The organism is Fictibacillus sp. 5RED26 (assembly GCF_015903895.1).
GTDB lineage: Bacteria > Bacillota > Bacilli > Bacillales > Fictibacillaceae > Fictibacillus > Fictibacillus phosphorivorans.
This window is the reverse complement of sequence record NZ_JACZDU010000016.1, coordinates 1-18,335: the sequence shown is the minus strand read 5'-3', so window position 1 is coordinate 18,335 and position 18,335 is coordinate 1. Positions and strand designations below refer to the sequence as shown.

Sequence of the window (18,335 nt, the reverse complement as noted above, 5' to 3'; positions counted from 1 at the left end):
TTTAAAAGATAGAAAAGAAGAAAGGTGGTTTGGCGAGTGCCAAACTTCTGATTATGGGGGCTGGGGCTGGAAGGCTCGGGCTCGGGGGTATAGCGCTTGGTTCTGGCTGAGAGCGGTTGTCGAGATTTAGCGAACGGCCTTTATTTTTGTTTTTAGACTTAATTGTGGTCTGTTCCGACTTAATTCGCTCTCATTTTGACTTAATTTTTCTTATTTAGACTTAATTAGAGCCAGGAGATACCTAGCATGGTATTCGCAAAAGGCCCGCTTAACGCTTCAATCCCCCTCAAAACCCTCAAAATACGAAGAAGATGGCCAAGAGCCATCTTCCACCTCGCGATATTCTTCAGCAAAAGCTCCAAAATCCATCCCAAAAGCCCCTCAAGCAGCTCCTACAACCAACACCCAAGCTAAAAACCAACATAAACACCTCAGAAGCAACACACAAAACCCCTAATCAGCTATCCCCAACACCCCAATCCCACACAATTACGAGGTAATCTGCTTTTTATACGAGGTAATTCTGAATATATCCGTAAAACTACTTCATAATTCCGTAGATAAACAATTTTATCCGATTTTCAACATTTTCATCCGCTGCTCGCAAAACGATACATCAATCAACTCAAAATCATACTCAATTCTTCATCTGCAGCATAACCCCAAAAAGGTAGGGGATCTTTTGAGCCGTAATGTTTAAGAACTGTTGGATATAGGGTAATTCTTCTGAAGTATACGTATGAAAAAGTTCGCTCCACCATTCGGTATCGTATCTGCTCAACATACTTAAGTTGTAGAGAATCACATAGTGCACCATAAACTCGTTAAGCTCAGGAGATTGCAGCAGATCACGGTTAACAGGTAGGTAGTACGTGTTATCTTGAAGTTGATACGATAACGGAAAGCAATCAAACGGTCGTAACGATTCATTCGCCTCAAAGACAAGCTGCATCTCATCGTCCCGACCACTCAAAACGAAAGAAAACTTCGACGGAAACAAGCCGTTCATATATTCACTAAATCGTTCTAATGACATATGCAGATGATCGTTAACATGCTTCGGAAGATAAAATGTTGTATCATTTTTCTTATCCATTTTAACGAGTTGAATATCTCCATTCATTTGTTTAAATAAAGGACATAATTCTGGCACTGTTTGAAGAAGAGAGATCATCGTGAATTTTTCTCCTTCAATATGTTTCATGTGAAACACTTTTTCACAAAAATGATTAAACAGACCCGTCCTTTGTACTTTTACCTCATCATAAAGAAATTCATAACTTCTTTTCTTTCTTTTTCTTGTAGAGAGTCCGTGTGCAAGAACTGCGCTTGAATCCGGGTAATCAGGATCGCTACACAATATGCATGCCTTCATAAGCTGAGTCATGCCGTAAAAGAGGAGAACAGGCTTTAGCTCCATAGGTGCTTGATCGGCAAGTTTATAATATTTCTTTCCATGCTCGATATAGTAAATAAACCCATATGTATTATCAAAGCTTTTACCGTTGCTGTCTTCAAGATGTAGCTGGTCGTATTGTTTACTTAAGAATTGCTGTGATTTTTGAGAGGAAAAGAACATATCGAATAAAGCCCAAGGGTCATGTTGCGTCATCATTTCTTCGTCATTCCTCTCTTCGTAAATTATTTGAAAAATCGAACATATTTTGTATTCCTTGACACTAGTGTACCCAGTTGATAATCTACAAATAATATTTTTCAGGAAGATAAATTTGAAGGGGTGGTTAAGGTATGTGGCAAGATAAGTTTGCAAAAGAAGGTTTGACCTTTGATGATGTGTTATTAATTCCAGCGAAATCGTCAGTTCTGCCTGGTGATGTTTCGATTAAAACGAGGTTATCTGATACGGTTCAATTGAACATTCCGATTATCAGTGCTGGTATGGACACAGTTACAGAAGCAAACATGGCGATCGCTATGGCACGACAAGGCGGTTTAGGAATTGTACACAAGAACATGTCTATTGAAGAACAAGCAGAACAGATCGACCGTGTTAAACGTTCTGAAAGCGGCGTAATTACAGACCCGTTCTACCTGACACCTGAACATCAAGTATTTGACGCTGAGCATCTGATGGGCAAGTATCGTATCAGCGGTGTGCCAATCGTTGATGCAGATAAAAAATTAGTAGGTATCTTGACGAACCGTGATTTGCGCTTTGTTCAAGATTACTCCATTAAGATCTCAGACGTGATGACAAAAGAAAATTTAGTGACTGCTCCTGTAGGCACTACGTTAAAAGAAGCTGAAAAGACACTTCAGCAATATAAGATTGAAAAGCTTCCACTCGTGGACGATGAAGGTACGCTTCAAGGCTTGATTACCATTAAAGATATTGAAAAAGTAATCGAGTTCCCGAACTCTGCAAAAGACTCACAAGGTCGTCTATTAGTAGGCGCTGCAGTAGGTGTTACGAAGGACGCACTACTTCGCGTTGAGAAGTTAGTTGATGCGGGTGTGGATGTAATCGTGATCGACACGGCTCATGGTCATTCTGAAGGCGTTCTGCAAAAAGTTCGTGAAGTTAGAGAGGCTTATCCAAAATTAACGATCATTGCAGGTAACGTTGCTACAGCAGAAGCGACTCGTGATTTAATTGAAGCAGGAGCAAGCGTTGTGAAAGTAGGAATCGGACCTGGATCGATCTGTACGACTCGTGTTGTTGCAGGTGTAGGTGTTCCACAAGTAACTGCCGTTTATGATTGTGCAACCGAAGCGAAGAAGTATGGAGTACCGATCATTGCAGATGGTGGTATCAAATACTCTGGAGATATCGTTAAAGCGATCGCAGCAGGCGGACATGCTGTAATGCTGGGCAGTATGCTTGCAGGTGTATCTGAGAGTCCAGGAGAGCGTGAAATCTTCCAAGGACGCCAATTTAAAGTGTATCGCGGCATGGGTTCTGTCGGAGCGATGGAGCGAGGAAGCAGCGACCGCTATTTCCAGGAAAATAATAAGAAGCTTGTTCCGGAAGGTATCGAAGGACGTTTACCTTATAAAGGACCACTAGCCGATACGATTTATCAGTTGATCGGTGGCATCCGTTCAGGTATGGGTTATTGTGGAACAGCTACAATCGATGAGCTTCAAAATGATTCCCGTTTTGTAAAAATCACGGGTGCTGGTCTTCGTGAGAGTCATCCGCATCAAGTTCAAATTACTAAAGAAGCACCAAATTATTCAGTCTAAAGACACATTTTTAGGACAGAGGTATAACCTCTGTCTATTTTTTTGAAAATGTGTATGGTACAATAACTTTTGTGTGTAAATGGGTTTGGAGGTGCAGTTTTTTGAACAGCAAGATAAAACAACTTTTAGTGGTGACACTGATTTTTTCATTTTTTACGACGAGTTTATTAGGATTTTCAAAGTCAGCAAGTGCGGCACCGTCTTTAGATGTAGCGGCTGAAGGGGCTATACTTGTGGATGCAGAAACGGGGAAAATATTATATCAGAAAAATGCTGATAAGTTACTCGCTCCTGCAAGTATGAGTAAGATGATGACCGAATACCTATTACTAGAAGCCATTGACAAGAAAAAGATATCTTGGGATCAGAAAACGAGTATTTCTGAATATGCCCATAAGATTTCTCAAAATCGAACGTTATCGAACGTACCTTTACGTGTAGATGAAAAATATACAGTTCGTGAGTTATACCAAGCGATGGCGATCTATTCTGCTAATGGAGCAACGATTGCATTATCTGAACTAATCGCGGGCTCAGAAGGTGAGTTCGTTAAAAAGATGAATGCCAAGGCGAAAGAACTAGGCATGAAAGATTTTAACTTTGTTAACTCTACAGGCCTTAATAATAAAGACCTGTTTGGCAACCATAATTCAGGCAGTGAAACAGACGAGAACATGATGAGTCCTCGTGCTACTGCTATTCTAGCTTACAACTTACTTAAAGATCATCCAGAAGTATTAGAAACAGCGAGTGTTCCACGTTTGAAATTCCGCGAGGGCACCGATGATGAAATTCAGATGGAGAACTGGAACTGGATGCTTCCTGAGCTCAATAGTGGCTATGAGGGAGTAGACGGATTAAAAACAGGATCAACGGATCTTGCAGGTAACTGTTTTACAGGTACAGTGAAAAAGGGAGATACTCGCCTCATTTCAGTGGTTATGAAAACAGATACTCGTTTAGATCGATTCAAAGAAACGAAAAAATTATTTGATTTTGGATTTGCAAACTTTGAAAAAGAGCAGATTCTACCTGATAACTATCAAGTAAAGAGCAACAAAACAGTTCCTGTCGTAAAAGGTAAGGAAAAAGAAGTTAAAGTTGCTACAAAAGAACCTCTTTCCATGGTGATTAAAAGAGGAGAAAAAGAAAACTATAAGCCTAAATTTGTTATGGATAAGAAGAAGATGACAAAAGAAGGCGAACTGACTGCACCTGTTAAAAAAGGTGAGGTTGTCGGTCATATCAATGTTGAGTATACAGGCAGCGGAGAAGACTATGGCTACCTGCTCGATGGAGAAACAAAAGGCAAAACAGAAGTAGTAACCACACAATCCGTTGAAAAAGCAAACTGGTTCGTCCTTGCTTTACGTGGTGTTGGCGGATTCTTCGGGGGACTTTGGTCCGGTGCCGTTGATATGGTCAAAGGCTGGTTTTAATTTTATAGAAATTCATGAAGTTCTTTAGCACATGCTGAAGGACTTCTTTTTTTCAGAAAATAGAGAGAGCTTGCGATTTTTTTGATTTGCGATAAAATAGATGAGAATACTAGTTTTATCTTAAAACAACCGAAAATTGTTGTTATAACACATATAATTCAGGGGGTAGTAAGCATGTTAAAAACAGGTACTGAACGTGTTAAAAGAGGAATGGCAGAAATGCAAAAAGGCGGCGTCATCATGGACGTTGTAAACGCAGAGCAAGCTCGTATTGCTGAAGCTGCAGGAGCGGTAGCAGTAATGGCACTTGAGCGTGTTCCGTCAGATATTCGTGCTGCAGGCGGAGTAGCGCGTATGGCAGATCCTACAATCACAGAAGAAGTTCTGAATGCTGTTTCTATTCCCGTAATGGCGAAAGCCCGTATCGGACACATCGTTGAAGCGCGTGTTCTTGAAGCGATGGGTGTTGATTATATTGATGAGAGTGAAGTACTAACTCCAGCAGATGAAGTTTTCCACTTATTGAAGAGCGATTACACAGTACCATTCGTATGCGGAGCACGTGATCTTGGCGAAGCGTCACGCCGTATCGCTGAAGGTGCATCTATGCTTCGTACAAAAGGTGAGCCTGGAACTGGTAACATCGTTGAAGCGGTACGCCACATGAGAATGATCCAAGGACAGATCCGTAAAGTGGTTGCTATGAGTGAAGACGAGTTGATGACAGAAGCTAAGAACTTAGGCGCTCCATTCGAAGTTCTTCTTCAAATTAAAAAAGCAGGCAAGCTTCCTGTCGTTAACTTTGCAGCAGGCGGTATCGCAACACCAGCTGATGCAGCACTCATGATGGAACTTGGCGCTGACGGCGTATTCGTTGGATCAGGTATCTTCAAGTCTGAGAATCCTGAAAAGTTTGCTCGTGCCATCGTAGAAGCTACAACTCATTACCAAGACTACAAACTAATCGCTGAATTATCTAAGGGTCTTGGAACGGCAATGAAAGGCATCGACATCTCTACACTAGCTCACGGTGAGCGCATGCAGGAGCGAGGCTGGTAATTACATGCTAAAAATCGGAGTATTAGCCTTACAAGGTGCGGTACGCGAACATGTAGCAGCGATTGAAGCAAGTGGAGCAGAAGCCGTAGCGGTAAAGCGTGTAGATCAACTAACAGACCTTGATGGATTAGTGATGCCAGGCGGCGAAAGTACAGCGATGAGACGATTGATCGATAAATATCACTTTCTAGAACCGTTAAAGAAGTTTGCTCAGAACAAACCAGTCTTCGGCACATGTGCAGGATTGATCTTGATGGCTAAACGCATTCAAGGACAAGATACAGCACATCTTGAACTGATCGATATGACGGTTGAGCGCAATGCGTTCGGGCGCCAGGTGGACAGTTTTGAAGCGGAGCTGATGATACATGGCGTTGGTGAAGATTATACGGGAGTATTTATTCGAGCACCGTTCATCGTAGAAGTCGGACCGGAAGTGGAAATTCTTTCGAAGCATAACGATCGAATCGTAGCGGCTAAACAAGGACATTTCCTTTGTGCAGCGTTCCATCCAGAGCTGACGGACGACTATCGACTTCATCAATATTTTGTAAAAATGGTGCAAACCGCTAAAGAAGTAGTTGCATAAAATACAAAAATGCTGTACATTACTATAAAATCATTATAAAAAATCAATGACAGGAACTAGTAGCAAAAATTGCTTTGTTTAGAGAGTCGGTGGCTGGTGAAAACCGATCAAGGTGTTTTGTGAATCCATCCTCGAGTGAAGAGCTGAACGTTCAGTAAGCTTTTCCGGTGAAGAACCGTTACATGTAATCGAGCCGGCAATAGAATTATCTATTGCAATTAGGGTGGCAACGCGGGTTAACTCTCGTCCCTATTTCTAATTTTTATTAGAGATAGTGGGCGGGAGTTTTTTGTTTTCATCTAAGGCATAATTGCACTTAACTTCTTCTTTTGGAAGGTTGAACGGAGTGTAAGGTGCGAGACTCCTAAAAGCGCAGTCAACTACTCTCAATAGCTGCAAAGCAAAAGAAAACCGTGATTTTTTATAAACTAAAGGAGGACATAAACATGTTAGATTTAAAATTTGTTCGTGCCAATTTTGAAGAAGTAAAAGAAAAGTTATCTGCACGTGGTGAAGACTTATCTGGATTAGATCAGTTCGAGGCATTAGATCAGCGCCGCCGTGAGTTAATTGGTGAAACAGAAGCTTTGAAATCTAAGCGTAACGAGGTTTCTAAGCAAGTTGCAGAATTCAAGCGCGAGAAAAAAGACGCGGACCACCTGATCACAGAGATGCGCGAAGTAGGTGACAAGGTCAAAACGATGGATGAAGAGCTTCGTCAAGTAGAAGAAGATCTTCACGGCATCATGCTGACGTTACCTAACATACCGCATGAAAGTGTTCCTGTAGGTGATACAGAAGATGATAACGTACCTGTACGTCACTGGGGAGATGTTCCTGAGTTTGCTTTTGAAGCGAAACCACACTGGGATATCGCGACTGAACTAAACATCGTTGATTTTGAACGTGGAGCAAAAGTAACAGGCAGCCGTTTCGCATTTTATAAAGGATTAGGAGCTCGTTTAGAGCGTGCACTTATCAACTTCATGATGGATCTTCACGAAGATGAGCATGGCTACACAGAGGTGCTGCCTCCGTACATGGTTAACCGTCAGAGCATGACAGGAACAGGTCAGCTTCCAAAGTTTGAAGAAGACGCGTTCAAAATTCGTGAAGAAGATTATTTCTTGATTCCAACTTCTGAGGTTCCTGTAACGAACATGCACCGAGAAGAGATTCTAACAGCTGACGAACTTCCGATCACATATGCGGCGTATAGCGCTTGTTTCCGTTCTGAAGCGGGATCTGCAGGACGCGACACGCGTGGTTTAATCCGTCAGCATCAGTTCAACAAAGTAGAGCTTGTTCGCTTCGTTAAACCTGAGGATTCTTATGAAGAGCTCGAGAAGCTTACAGGACACGCTGAAAAAGTCCTTCAGCTGCTCAACCTTCCATACCGCGTACTCAGCATGTGTACAGCTGACCTAGGATTCACAGCAGCTAAGAAGTACGATATCGAAGTATACCTTCCAAGCTACGGAGAGTACCGCGAGATTTCTTCTTGCTCCAACTTTGAAGATTTCCAAGCGCGCCGTGCTCAAATTCGCTTCCGTCGCGATGCAAAAGGGAAGCCAGAATTCGTTCACACGCTAAACGGATCTGGACTTGCGATTGGTCGAACAGTAGCTGCTATCTTAGAGAACTACCAACAAGAAGATGGCACTGTAGTCATTCCAGAAGTTCTCCGTCCTTATATGGGCAACAAAGAAGTAATTAAGTAAAAAGTGAAAGAAGCTGACTCTTAAAAGGTATCCCAGAGGGACTTTTAGAGTCAGCTTTTATCTATTAATGGGTGTAAAAGCTTCATTATCGGTGGTCCGAACAAGTTTCCAGGTGGTGGGAAGAGTTCTAGCGGTGAAAATTTATGATTCATAGGTGAAAGTCAATGGATCACAGGTGGACAGCACTGTTTTATCGGTGAACGTGTAACAAATATAAGAACACGTACCGTAAAAGCATACCTACAAAAGAAACAAATAAAAAATCAAAAAAAGTTTTTGAAAACCGTTGACACTATATTTATCAGCATGTTATTATAGTTCTTGTCAGTCACACGGAGGTATACCCAAGTCCGGCTGAAGGGATCGGTCTTGAAAACCGACAGGGGTTTAACGACCCGCGGGGGTTCGAATCCCTCTACCTCCTCCATATACATATTCAACCTCATCTGAGTTTATCGGATGAGGTTTTTTGTTGTGTTTTTTCTTTTTAAGAATTGAATCATACACATTCAAAAACACCGATAGAAAACCCTAAAATATTTCAACCATTCATATCAACGAATGTAAGCGCTAACACTTTAAAGTGATAAAATTTAGTATTGACAGAACTTTTAGACAGGGCGTATGATGACAACTATAACTTAATTCAATAATGCAATACTTATTCAGAGAGACCGAGGGATCAGGCCCTATGACGTCCGGCAACCTCCATTAGGAACGGTGCTACTTCCTGCAGAATGATGATTCATTCTGGAAGATAAGTCGATGTTTACTTATTCGCCCTCTTCCATGAAATGAAGAGGGCTTTTTTATATTGTAAGGGGGATGACATATGATCGAGATCAAGGACGTTACGAAATTATATAAAGTAAAAGGCAAAGAGATCGTCGGAGTGAAGAATGTGTCACTGACGATCGACAAAGGTGAGATCTTTGGCATTGTAGGATATAGCGGTGCTGGGAAGAGTTCGTTGCTGCGATGTCTTAATTTATTGGAAAAACCAACATCAGGAGAAATCAAGATCGATGGCATCTCGATTACGAAGCTCGGGAAAAAGGAGTTACGCGAGGAGCGTCTTAAGATCGGTATGATCTTTCAGCACTTTTATTTGATTAGTGCGAAGACCGTTTTTGAGAACATCGCTTTCGCTTTAAAAGCAGCTGGGAAAACGAAAGAGGAGATCACCAGTAAGACCAACGAGCTTTTAAAGATGGTGGGATTGGAGAATCAAAAAGATCAGTACCCTTCTCAGCTGAGTGGGGGGCAGAAACAGCGAGTAGGTATTGCAAGAGCACTTGCCAATGATCCGAAGGTTTTGCTTTGTGATGAAGCTACTTCAGCTCTTGACCCGAACACGACGAAATCGATCCTTTCCTTACTGAAATCCATCAATAAAAAGTTAGGCATTACGATCGTGTTGATCACGCACGAGATGGAAGTCGTAAAAGAGATCTGCCACCGAATGGCGATCATGCAGGATGGAGAAATCATCGAGTCAGGTGACGTGTACAACATTTTTGCTAATCCAGAAAAAGAGCTCACAAAAACGTTCATCAGTTCTGTAATTCAAATGGATCTGCCAGAACCTCTTCTGAAAAATAGAAAAGGAACTGTGATTAAGATACAGTTCAAAGGAGCCATTGCAGAAGAGGCTGTTGTTTCTGAGCTTTTCCAAAACTTTAACGTAAAAGGGAATATCCTTCACGGAAAAATCGAATATATTCAGGAAACACCGCTTGGTATCTTCATTATGGAACTAGTCGGTGAAGAGGCAGAAGTGAAGCGAGCGATCTCATATATTGAGAGTCGTATAGAAAATCTTGAGGTGGTGAAAAAAGTTGCTTGATTCTATTTTGAATATCCTTCCAGATCTGAATAAAGCATTTTTTGAAACGTTATATATGGTCGCTATATCACTTGGTGTTTCATTAATTGTAGGATTACCTCTAGGAATTATACTGTTTGTTACCGACAAAGGATTGTTATTTGAAAATGTGTGGATCAAGCAGATAGCGGGCATTCTTGTGAACTTGATCCGCTCTGTACCATTCATCATTTTATTAGTCGCGTTGTTACCATTAACACAGCTCATTACCGGAACAACCATCGGACCAACTGCAGCCTCAGTTTCTCTATCCGTTGCAGCCATCCCATTCTTTGCGCGGCTCGTAGAAACCTCTTTACGAGAGATTGATAAAGGTGTGATCGAAGCGGCCGTTGCAGTAGGCGCTACGCCATGGATGATCATCCGTGAAGTTCTACTACCAGAAGCGAAGCCAGGAATCGTTCAAGCGATAACAGTAACAGCTATCAGCTTGCTAGGCTATTCAGCCATGGCAGGTATCGTCGGCGGCGGAGGAATCGGAGACTTCGCCATCCGCTTCGGCTACTACCGCTACGACAATACAATCATGCTCACAACCGTAATCCTATTAATCGTAATCGTCCAGCTCATGCAAGTCATCGGAGACGGTGCAGCAAAGGCTGTAAATAAAAGATAAATTTATTTACTAAAGGTAAGACGAGGATAAATTTATCTTTAAAGGTTTAGGTTATAGGTTTAAAAAGACTTCATTGAAAAGTTGATTGGAGTGCAAGATGCGAGACTCCTGGGGGATCAGCGTGCCTTCTACATGAATTAACATCTCGCAAGGCATGCGACGAGGAAGCTCACTTCGGTAGTAATTCTTGTAGACGCAGGAGCAAATCTTAAAATGCATAAGATGGCTCACCGCACGCCCCCCGGAAAGGGAGCATCTGGAACGGAAATCAACCGCTAAAAAAACATCATGTAATAACAAAAATAATTTTTAAAGGGGATCATCATGAAAAAAATCATACTTACACTACTAACAGCACTGCTTGCCTTCGGCTTAGCAGGATGCTCATCTTCATCAGATGCATCAAAAGACAAAGAAGTAACCTTAGGAGCAACAGCAGGACCTTACACCGACATGGTCAACAAAGCCATCAAGCCCTCACTTGAGAAAAAAGGGTATAAAGTAAAAGTCATTGAATTCAGCGATTATATTCAACCAAACATGGCATTATCAAAAGGGGATCTAGATGCTAACCTTTTTCAGCACAAAGTGTACATGGAGAATTTCGCAAAAGAAAAGAACTTAAAGCTTTCAGAAGTTATCATCGTTCCAACAGCACCGATGGGTCTCTATTCTGAGAAATTCAAATCCGTTAAGGACATAAAAGAAGGCAGTACGGTCGCAATACCGAATGATCCTGTTAACTTAGCACGTACGTTGCTCATGCTTGAAGATGCTAAACTGATCACCATTAAAGAGGGAATCAATGAACTGACAGCTTCCGAAAAAGATGTTAAGGATAACCCTAAGAAGCTCGTGTTCAAACCACTAGAAGCCGCACAGCTTCCACGTGCTGTTCAAAGTGCAGATGTTGCAGCTGTGCCTGGTAACTTTGCACTCGCAGCAAAGATGGACTTGTTGGATGCGATCCAATTAGAGAACATGCCCGACACGTACCGTAACCGTGTTGTGGTGAACACGAAAGATGTTGATTCTGCTTTTGCAAAAGATATTAAAAAGGTAGTGGAATCGAAGGAGTTTGAAGAAGTGATCGATAAGGAGTTCGAAGGCTTTGGAAAACCAGAATGGATGAAGAAATAAAATCAAACAAAACCCCGGGCTCATTAGAATGAGAGCCGGGGTTTTTATGTTTATAAGCGAACTTCTCGTTTCGCTTCAATTTTTTGTGCGATCTTTTCTACGATGTGATCGATGGATTCTGGATTGTCTCGAAGATCATAGTCGTTAATATTCACACGGAGCACAGGACAAGAATTAAAAGAAGCGATCCACTTTTCATAACGGTCGTACATCTCTTCCCAGTAGGAAACCGGTGTTTCTTGCTCCATCTTACGTCCGCGTTTTTGAATACGAGCTAAGATATCATCTAGAGAGCCTTCTAAATATATCAAACAATCAGGCTGCGGGAAGTATGGCGTCATGACCATCGCTTCAAACAGATGTGTATACGTCTCGTAATCCACATCAGACATGTTGCCTTTATCAAAGTGCATACGAGCGAATATACCCGTGTCTTCATAAATGGAACGGTCTTGAACAAATCCTCCGCCATAATCGAACATTCTTTTTTGCTCTTTAAAGCGTTCTGCTAAAAAGAAGATCTGCAGGTGGAAGCTCCAGCGCTTAAAATCATGATAAAAGTTTTCTAAGTATGGGTTGTTATCCACTTTCTCCATGGATGTACGAAACTTTAATTTTTCAGCAAGTGCATTTGTAAATGTAGATTTACCCGCACCTACCATACCTGCCACTGTAATGACAGCGTCGTTTGGGATTCCGTATTGTATGAGTTTACTCATCGCGCAACTTCTCCTTTTTTCAGAGTTGCATCGATTAAGGAAAAGATCTTCTCTTTATCCGCTTCATACGCAACAAAATCTAAATCATCTCCGTTAAACGAGAGTACAGGAATCTCCGGGTGCTGCTTTTTAAAGGCAGTCATGAACGTCTCGTAATCTTCAGCTAGCTGTTCTAAGTACGCCGGCTCCATATTTTGCTCGATAAAACGTCCACGCTTACGTACGCGGTCCAGCAACGTATCAAGACTAGCGTTTAAATAGATGATCACGTTCGGTACAGGCATATCCTCAGTAAGGATATCAAAGCACTGCATGTATTTATGAAGATTTCCGTCTTTTAGCGTTCGACCGGCAAAAATACGGTTCTTAAAGATATGATAATCAGAAACGACAGGAATCTGTTTAGATAGATACTGCCCTTGAATCTCTTCAAGCTGTTTATACCTGTTGCAAAGAAAGAACATCTCGGTTTGAAAACTCCACTCATCAATGTTGTCGTAAAATTTTCCGAGAAAAGGATTCTCCTCTACAATCTCTTTCAATAATTGAAAGTTATAGTGCTCAGCAATAGCTTTTGCGAGCGATGTTTTCCCTACGCCAATCGGCCCTTCAACTGCGATAAAGGGGGTTGAACTCATCTTCCTTTTCCTCCCTTATAAATGACAAACGAAAAATTACAGACAAAGAATATTGTAGCATACGTTTGGAAAAGGTGGTGAGATTATCGGTAAAAAGTTAATGGTAAATATGCTATTTAGTACATCATTTTATGTTTGTTTTCTTTTGCCTGATCGATGATCGCTCGTAAATTTAAATCGTTGCTCATGCTGATATCAGCATTTAATGTCTTTTCCATCAATATTAAAGCTCTTTCGTTATCTTCTTCTATATTAGAAGCCGAACAATCAGATGGTGCAAAAAGAGTAAAACCTCTCATATATGCGTCGTTCGCTGTAAAGAGGACACAGATGTTACCTGCTACTCCGCATAGGATTAAAGTTTGTATCCCAAGCTCGTTTAATAAAGTCGATAAAGGTGTAGAGAAGAATCCAGAATGCTTTGGTTTGACGACAAAGAAATCGTCATCGTCAGGCTGTAACTTTTTTACGAATTCACCACCGGATTGTGTGGTGCAATAATCGACGAGCTTGTGCTTATCTGATTGCCATTGTCCAAAGTTATCGTTCACATATATAATCGGAATGTTTTCTTTTTTAGCTCGGTTTTTCAATTCAAGAATTTTATCGGCAATTGGTGCAGAAGTTTTTAACAAGAGCGGCGCCTCAGGAAAATTAAAGTCGTTGATCACGTCAATAATAAGCATAGCGACAGGAACTTTATTGTCCTCGTGTTGATGTGGTTTTTCCATAACGATCTCTCTCTTTCATTTTAGCTTTAATAAAAAATCCTAGTTTCATCTATATAAAGGAAGTGAATTTTAATCTATACAACCATTCCTTTCTTTATTATTAGCAAAACCTCTTGTATAATCTCTTACAACTAAAACTTTGGAGCGAAAATGATGGAGACCTTAGAAAAAGACGAATATTACATGGAGCTTGCTCTAGAAGAAGCCCAAAAAGCAGCAGATATTGGTGAAGTTCCTATTGGTGCCATTTTAGTAATGGACGACCGTATAGTGGCGAGGGCTCATAACTTGCGTGAAGCCGAACAAAGAGCGATCGCTCATGCGGAGCTCTTAGCCATTGACGAGGCATGTAGAGAACTGGATGCTTGGCGGTTGGAAGGAGCAACGCTATATGTGACGCTTGAACCGTGTGCGATGTGTTCTGGTGCGATTGTCCTCTCGAGAGTAAGCCGTGTTGTGTACGGTGCGGTTGATCCTAAAGGAGGCTGTGCGGGAACGTTAATGAACCTTTTACAAGAAGAGCGCTTCAACCACCAATGTGAGGTAGTAACGGGTGTAAAAGGTGAAGAGTGCGGTCAAATTCTTTCTAGCTTTTTCAAAAAACTTCGCGATCGAAAAAGGAAGGAAAAGGAAGAGAGAAGAAAGGAGCTTTAGTGGTCCTGCGGTTGATTTTTTTAAAAGGACATAGTATACTAAATCTTGCACATTTAGTTGTGCATCTAACATTGTTATACACTTTGTCGCGCTAGATGGGGAGGTAGCGGTGCCCTGTACTCGCAATCCGCTGTAGCGAGGTTGAATTCCTCTCCTCGGCTAGTTCAACGTATGGTCTGACGGACGTAAGTGGTGTTGATGTCCGGGTCCTGCGCAACGGAGACCCATGAACCCTGTCAGGTCCGGAAGGAAGCAGCAGTAAGTGGACCACTTCGTGTGCCGTGGGGCAACCTGGACTGAGCTAACTGCGTTTGTACGCATAGGTTGACTATTCCAAAGAGAGGTGCGCGGCATTCTAATATATAAACAATAACTCACCCTTGTTTCAGGGGTGAGTTTTTTGTAATGTTTCAGTATAATATAGAAAGAATGCAAGTGATTTAAAGGAGGCAAAGGGATGAGTTATCAAGCGCTCTACCGCGTATGGAGGCCACAGAGCTTTGAAGATATGGTCGGGCAGGAACACATTACAAAAACGATCCAAAATGCCTTGATGCAGGACAAGCTTTCCCATGCCTACCTGTTTTCAGGACCACGAGGAACGGGTAAAACAAGTGCGGCGAAGATTATTGCCAAAGCCGTTAACTGTGAACGGGCTCCGGTTTCTGAGCCATGTAATGAATGTGACGCTTGTAGAGGGATCACGAACGGCTCGATATCTGATGTTTTAGAGATCGATGCTGCGTCTAATACAGGTGTAGATGATATAAGGGATATTCGGGACAAAGTAAAATTTGCGCCGTCCTCTGTTACGTACAAAGTCTATATCATAGATGAAGTACATATGCTTTCAACTGGTGCATTTAACGCGTTGTTAAAAACGTTAGAAGAACCGCCCAGCCATGTTATTTTTATTCTGGCAACAACAGAGCCTCATAAAATTCCGGCAACGATCGTTTCTAGATGTCAGCGATTTGATTTTAAGCGGATATCTTCACAGTCTATCATCGGACGAATGAGGCAGATCGTCGACGCTAACGGTACCGAAGTGGATGAAGAAGCTCTTCAACTGCTTGCAAGAGCAGCAGAAGGTGGAATGCGTGACGCATTGAGTCTCCTCGACCAAGCGATCTCCTACAGCGATGATAAGGTAAGAGTCGAAGATGTTTTGTCAGTAACCGGCTCAGCCTCACAAAAGCATCTTTCTGAGATGGCAGAAGCATTTTTAGAAAAAGATGTATCGAAAGCTCTTACGTTATCGACAGAACTTTTACATGAAGGAAAAGATCCTGTTCGCTTTTTAGGAGACCTTATCTACTATTATAGAGATATGCTTCTATATAAAACGGCACCTCAATTAGAAGAGCTGTTAGAGCGGGTCTCAACGGATGAAGACTTTGCACGATTAGCAGAGGCTACAGCTGCAGAAGACATCTATTCGATAATCGGTCAGTTGAATGCCGCACAGCAAGAGATGAAATGGACGAACCATCCTAAGATTTTCTTAGAGACGACGTTCATCAAGATTTGTTATCAAAAACAAGAAGGGATCTCGTCACAAGCGGGGAATCCTTCTGTTGAACCTTTAATGCAAAGAATCGATCAATTAGAACATGAACTAAAAAAGATGAAAGAAGGCGGCTGGTCTTCTAATGGTTCGTCTGCACAAACCGAAGCAGAAGCTCCAAGAGAGAAAAGAGTGATTAGAGGACAAGGTGGAGCATCACAAACGCAAGTAAAAGAGATGCTCAAAAAAGCAAAGAAACCAAATCTTGTTCAGCTTAAAGGGATGTGGGGCGAGATCTTAGATAAGATACGTTCTGAAAAAGTAAGTGCTTATGCTCTTCTTTCAGGGGCAGAGCCTGTAGCTTGTTCAGATCAGATTTTTTTGCTTGCGTTCCAGCATGAAATTCACCGTCAGATGGCATCTCAAGAGAACAACAGAAGCTATGTAGAAAGCGCAGTTTATAGTACAATAGGAAAGAACCTGTCCATGCTATCCATTTTGGATCCGGAATGGCAGAAACTAAAAGCTGATTTCATTAAAGAACAACAGCAAGGCCAGCCATCTTCTGAAGAAAAAGAAAAGACAGAAGACCCTCTCATCGCAGAGGCGATCAAACTGGTTGGCGATGATTTAATTGAGATAAAAGAAGAGGAAGAATAAGAAGGAGGAATTGTACGATGATGAAAGGCAACATGAACAATATGATGAAGCAAATGCAAAAAATGCAGCGTGATATGGCAAAAGCTCAAGAGGAATTAAAAGATAAAGTGATCGAAGGTACAGCTGGAGGCGGCGTGGTTACTGTTAAAGCGAACGGTCACAAAGAGATCATCGACATTATCATTAAAGAAGAAGTTGTAGATCCAGATGATATCGACATGCTTCAAGACCTTGTGTTAGCGGCTACGAACGATGCACTTAAGAAAGTAGACGAACTCGTATCACAAGACATGGGCAAATTTACAAAAGGCCTAAACATTCCTGGAATGTTCTAGGAATAGACTATGCATTATCCTGAACCGATCTCAAAGCTGATTGAAAGCTTTATGAAATTGCCGGGCATCGGACCGAAAACGGCGGTTCGCCTGGCATTTTTCGTATTGGAAATGAAAGAAGATGACGTGCTGGATTTTGGACGAGCACTCGTTAACGCGAAACGTCAGCTTATCTATTGTTCCAACTGCTTTCATATTACTGACCGTGATCCTTGTATGATCTGCGACGATTCAAGCAGAGACCGAACTACGATCTGTGTCGTACACGATTCCAAGGATGTTATTGCAATGGAAAAAATGAAAGAATACCGCGGACTTTACCATGTTCTCCACGGCGCCATCTCACCGATGGACGGAGTAGGACCTGAGGACATTAAAGTCGCAGAACTGTTGAAGCGTCTAACAGATGAAGGCATTCAAGAAATTATCATGGCTACTGATCCGAACATTGAAGGAGAAGCCACTGCCATGTATATCGCAAGACTTCTAAAACCAACGGGTATCAAGATTACTCGTATTGCCCACGGTCTGCCTGTAGGTGGAGACTTGGAGTATGCAGATGAAGTAACGCTTTCCAAAGCACTTGAAGGAAGAAGAGAAATCTAACTAAAGGGGTTGCTTGCATGTTTTTTTCCCGAAAAGGGCGATTGAAGCGATCCGGAGATGAAGAGCTGCTTCAAAGTCTTGATGAGCTAAAGATAGACTGGATGCACCAAAAAGAAATGGTCGAACGCAGTGTCGAGCCATCTGAAGAGGTTATCTTCAAGCTTCAACTAGCAGAATCAAAATACTTCTTCTTATTAAAAGAAGCGAAAAAAAGAAACGTGACGACCAGCAAGTTAAAATAACTGCTGGTCTTTTTTTTGGACAACTCCCATACAATGTCTAGTAAATAACTTGGATGTTGTATAGGAGGGATTAGGAATGGAGCCAATAACGGTAATCGCTATTCTTGGAACGATCATCTTTGTTCTGCTGCTTGTAGGTGCTCCAATGCGGCCAATACGCTGGATCGGATTCGGCATTACTCGTTTTTGTATTGGTGCACTGTTGTTATTCTTATTAAACGCGATTGGAAACTCATATGATATTCATATTCCGATCAATGCGTTTACGGCGCTGATCTCAGGAATTGCTGGACTACCTGGCATAGCTTCATTAGTAGCCATTGAATTCTTTATCTTGAACTAGAGCATTCATATGTATTCTTAAACTGAGGTTTAGAGAGCGATAATAAGCTTTCTAAACCTTTTTTCATTTATTTAAAGTAATTTCAAAATAACTATTGACCTCAAATCACAATACGTGATATATTAGTTCTTGTCGCCGCAACACATGAAACATTGTTGCAGGCGGGAAACAAATTTTAAAAAGAGGTTGACTTCTTATAATAAAGATGTTATCCTAATAAAGTCGCTAAAACGAGTGACACACT

At 41.6% G+C, this 18,335-nt stretch carries 18 protein-coding genes, 1 tRNA gene, 1 other RNA gene, 1 riboswitch and 1 other annotated feature; of the genes, 16 read left to right on the top strand and 4 right to left on the bottom strand.

What is annotated here, in order from left to right; translation table 11 throughout:
• Positions 1–637 precede the first annotated feature (637 nt).
• A complete protein-coding gene (locus IHV10_RS22485) occupies positions 638–1,615 on the bottom strand; it encodes a YaaC family protein (RefSeq protein ID WP_197134857.1) in 978 nt (325 codons plus the stop codon).
• A 134-nt stretch (positions 1,616–1,749) separates the two neighbouring features.
• Between IHV10_RS22485 and guaB the strand changes: the two genes are divergently transcribed.
• From guaB to IHV10_RS22440, 9 genes are all read left to right on the top strand, one after another.
• Entirely contained in the window at positions 1,750–3,207 is a 1,458-nt protein-coding gene (guaB, locus tag IHV10_RS22480) for an IMP dehydrogenase (protein ID WP_197134854.1), read from the top strand.
• 128 nt (positions 3,208–3,335) lie between these two features.
• Positions 3,336–4,646, top strand: a complete 1,311-nt coding sequence (locus IHV10_RS22475; protein WP_312035340.1) for a D-alanyl-D-alanine carboxypeptidase family protein — start codon at positions 3,336–3,338, stop codon at positions 4,644–4,646.
• Positions 4,647–4,820: 174 nt separating this feature from the next.
• On the top strand, positions 4,821–5,705 hold the full coding sequence (gene pdxS / locus IHV10_RS22470; RefSeq protein WP_066390422.1) for a pyridoxal 5'-phosphate synthase lyase subunit PdxS: 885 nt from the start codon (positions 4,821–4,823) through the stop codon (positions 5,703–5,705).
• Between the two features lie 4 nt (positions 5,706–5,709).
• Entirely contained in the window at positions 5,710–6,294 is a 585-nt protein-coding gene (gene pdxT / locus IHV10_RS22465; RefSeq protein ID WP_197134848.1) for a pyridoxal 5'-phosphate synthase glutaminase subunit PdxT, read from the top strand.
• A gap of 37 nt (positions 6,295–6,331) precedes the next feature.
• Positions 6,332–6,548 (top strand) — a binding site (T-box leader).
• A 192-nt stretch (positions 6,549–6,740) separates the two neighbouring features.
• Positions 6,741–8,015: a serine--tRNA ligase gene (gene serS / locus IHV10_RS22460; protein WP_197134845.1), complete on the top strand. Its 1,275-nt coding sequence runs from the start codon at positions 6,741–6,743 to the stop codon at positions 8,013–8,015.
• Between the two features lie 334 nt (positions 8,016–8,349).
• A tRNA-Ser gene (locus IHV10_RS22455) sits at positions 8,350–8,442 on the top strand.
• Between the two features lie 231 nt (positions 8,443–8,673).
• A riboswitch (SAM riboswitch) is annotated at positions 8,674–8,779 on the top strand.
• Positions 8,780–8,847: 68 nt separating this feature from the next.
• On the top strand, positions 8,848–9,861 hold the full coding sequence (locus IHV10_RS22450) for a methionine ABC transporter ATP-binding protein (RefSeq protein WP_197134842.1): 1,014 nt from the start codon (positions 8,848–8,850) through the stop codon (positions 9,859–9,861).
• Positions 9,862–9,916: 55 nt separating this feature from the next.
• Complete coding sequence (locus IHV10_RS22445) at positions 9,917–10,516, top strand: methionine ABC transporter permease (RefSeq protein ID WP_197134867.1); 600 nt, start codon at positions 9,917–9,919, stop codon at positions 10,514–10,516.
• 324 nt (positions 10,517–10,840) lie between these two features.
• Positions 10,841–11,656, top strand: coding sequence for a MetQ/NlpA family ABC transporter substrate-binding protein (locus tag IHV10_RS22440; RefSeq protein ID WP_066390441.1), 816 nt, complete (start codon positions 10,841–10,843; stop codon positions 11,654–11,656).
• Positions 11,657–11,706: 50 nt separating this feature from the next.
• Here IHV10_RS22440 and IHV10_RS22435 read toward each other — a convergent pair whose 3' ends face one another.
• The 3 genes from IHV10_RS22435 to IHV10_RS22425 all read right to left on the bottom strand — a co-directional run bounded on the left by IHV10_RS22435 (position 11,707) and on the right by IHV10_RS22425 (position 13,744).
• Positions 11,707–12,375 (bottom strand): deoxynucleoside kinase, encoded by a 669-nt coding sequence (locus IHV10_RS22435; protein WP_066390443.1) that lies wholly within the window; start codon positions 12,373–12,375, stop codon positions 11,707–11,709.
• Entirely contained in the window at positions 12,372–13,013 is a 642-nt protein-coding gene (locus IHV10_RS22430; RefSeq protein WP_066390445.1) for a deoxynucleoside kinase, read from the bottom strand. Before IHV10_RS22430 ends, IHV10_RS22435 begins: the two co-directional genes overlap by 4 nt.
• A 116-nt stretch (positions 13,014–13,129) precedes the next feature.
• Positions 13,130–13,744, bottom strand: coding sequence for an isochorismatase family cysteine hydrolase (locus IHV10_RS22425; RefSeq protein ID WP_197134839.1), 615 nt, complete (start codon positions 13,742–13,744; stop codon positions 13,130–13,132).
• Between the two features lie 150 nt (positions 13,745–13,894).
• On the opposite strand from IHV10_RS22425, the gene tadA reads away from it, so the two are divergent.
• The 7 genes from tadA (at position 13,895) to IHV10_RS22390 (ending at position 18,091) form a co-directional block, all read left to right on the top strand.
• On the top strand, positions 13,895–14,398 hold the full coding sequence (gene tadA, locus IHV10_RS22420) for a tRNA adenosine(34) deaminase TadA (RefSeq protein WP_231619664.1): 504 nt from the start codon (positions 13,895–13,897) through the stop codon (positions 14,396–14,398).
• Positions 14,399–14,484: 86 nt separating this feature from the next.
• Positions 14,485–14,749: signal recognition particle sRNA large type (ffs, locus tag IHV10_RS22415), an RNA gene on the top strand.
• Positions 14,750–14,855: 106 nt separating this feature from the next.
• A complete protein-coding gene (dnaX, locus tag IHV10_RS22410) occupies positions 14,856–16,565 on the top strand; it encodes a DNA polymerase III subunit gamma/tau (RefSeq protein ID WP_197134836.1) in 1,710 nt (569 codons plus the stop codon).
• Positions 16,566–16,582: 17 nt separating this feature from the next.
• On the top strand, positions 16,583–16,900 hold the full coding sequence (locus tag IHV10_RS22405) for a YbaB/EbfC family nucleoid-associated protein (RefSeq protein ID WP_370568729.1): 318 nt from the start codon (positions 16,583–16,585) through the stop codon (positions 16,898–16,900).
• 9 nt (positions 16,901–16,909) lie between these two features.
• The gene (recR, locus tag IHV10_RS22400) at positions 16,910–17,506 is read left to right on the top strand and encodes a recombination mediator RecR (protein WP_066242586.1); all 597 of its coding nucleotides are present in this window, start codon (positions 16,910–16,912) and stop codon (positions 17,504–17,506) included.
• A 17-nt stretch (positions 17,507–17,523) separates the two neighbouring features.
• Complete coding sequence (locus IHV10_RS22395) at positions 17,524–17,748, top strand: YaaL family protein (protein WP_066390458.1); 225 nt, start codon at positions 17,524–17,526, stop codon at positions 17,746–17,748.
• Positions 17,749–17,824: 76 nt separating this feature from the next.
• On the top strand, positions 17,825–18,091 hold the full coding sequence (locus IHV10_RS22390; RefSeq protein ID WP_066390460.1) for a pro-sigmaK processing inhibitor BofA family protein: 267 nt from the start codon (positions 17,825–17,827) through the stop codon (positions 18,089–18,091).
• Positions 18,092–18,335: the final 244 nt, after the last annotated feature.